Here is a 1,566-nt window from a genome sequence, read left to right as displayed (position 1 = left end):
TCAAACTATCAAAACGCTCACGATCAAAGATAGAAAAGCTGAGATTGAAGCGGCGTAGCATTTCGATCAGCCATTGATGCACCAGTGTAGAAGGAACGACGATCAAAGCTCTTTTGGCTAAACCATTGTGCAACTGGGCGTGGAGAATCATGCCTGCTTCAATGGTTTTACCTAGTCCTACTTCATCGGCTAGCAATACTCTCGGGGCATGGCGCTTCGCGACAGTATCAGCGATATATACTTGATGAGGAAGTAAGCTTGTGCGTGAACCAAGCAGCCCATCCGTTGACGACTGCTGTAAGCGGTGCTTGTGCTGCAGCGTTTCATAGCGAAGTCGGAAGGCTCTATTTCGGTCATAGTGGCCGCTAACCAGGCGCTGAAGTGGTGAGGTAAATTGGATAAAACAGTTAAGTTCAACTTCACTCAGTTCTTCGTGTTGAGAGCTTTCTTTATTTTCAACAATGTAAGTAATAATGTCTGCGCTTTGGTCGAGGTCGAGAACCAGGTAATCGATATCTTCATGGCTGGTGATCGTGTCGCCAGCCTTATACACTACACGGCTGATAGGCGCGTTGACGCTGGCGTAGGTGCGAGTTTCCCCGGCTGCCGGAAATGTGATCGTCACTCGGCGGTTTTCAAACTCGCTGATGATTCCTAATCCTAATTTGGGTTCGGTCTGGCTGACCCAGCGTTGGCCTATGATATACGACATTTTGGCGTCTCTTTACAGTATTCAATAAGGGAACAAATATGGCGCGAATACTAACAAGAAAAGCCTGTTGATAACACAGATGAAGGTGAATGGAGGAATAATTTGAGTATCTATAGAACGCCAGAAAGGGAAGAGTATTACTTTCACGAGGGCTGCTATATCTTGGAGATGTTAAATACTGACGATGATCCCGCACTTTCGATTGCGCGAGCTAGAGTTGAACCGGGTAAAACAACGCGCTGGCATGCCTTAACAGAAGTCAGTGAGCGCTATGTGATTCAGCAGGGTTCAGGCAAGGTTTATGTTGGAGATCTGGAACAGCAGGTTAGCGCTGGGGATGTAGTACTGATCCCGCAAGGCATTAGGCAGAAGATATATAACGACGGGGAGGGTGACTTGGTGTTTTTAGCTGTGTGTACGCCACGCTTTATGCCTGCGTGTTATGAGGACTTAGACGTATAAGTTGTATCGGCTCAACCCCGACCTTACAGTTTGAAATACCGAGCGTGACATTACCAAATAACATGGCAAAGGCGTATTAGGTCCGCAAAGTTGCCATTCGGCTTTGATCATAAAGCTTGAATATTTAGGCCACAAGCCACCAAAGCAGTACCTTTGGGAAAGTGAAAGATGCAAACATTCGTTTTAGAAGTAACTATCCGATATTCTGTCACTCTTCAGCCTTATTTGTATCAGGTTAATACAGTCAATTTTAGCTTTGAGACATTAACGAAGAAGAGATGAAGTGAATGCCGTTGAAAACACTGAAATTTATCGCCAAGAGTACACAACCATAGTTATCGCTTTAGTTATATTAAGGCCAGATGAGTGTCTGATAGAGTTTATTAAAAGTG

At 45.0% G+C, this 1,566-nt stretch carries 2 protein-coding genes; one reads left to right on the top strand and one right to left on the bottom strand.

All coding sequences use genetic code 11. The annotated features are described in order from the left end of the window. Positions 1-712, bottom strand: a 712-nt coding sequence (locus tag A3757_RS01140; protein WP_231878179.1) for an SNF2-related protein, incomplete at its 3' end; no start/stop codon positions are given. Positions 713-814: 102 nt separating this feature from the next. Between A3757_RS01140 and A3757_RS01135 the strand changes: the two genes are divergently transcribed. Further along, a complete protein-coding gene (locus A3757_RS01135; RefSeq protein WP_197469628.1) occupies positions 815-1,174 on the top strand; it encodes a cupin domain-containing protein in 360 nt (119 codons plus the stop codon). Positions 1,175-1,566 lie beyond the last annotated feature (392 nt).

It is taken from the genome of Oleiphilus sp. HI0117 (assembly GCF_001635235.1).
The sequence above is the reverse complement of the archived record's forward strand: the minus strand, read 5'-3'. Positions and strand labels throughout refer to the sequence as shown.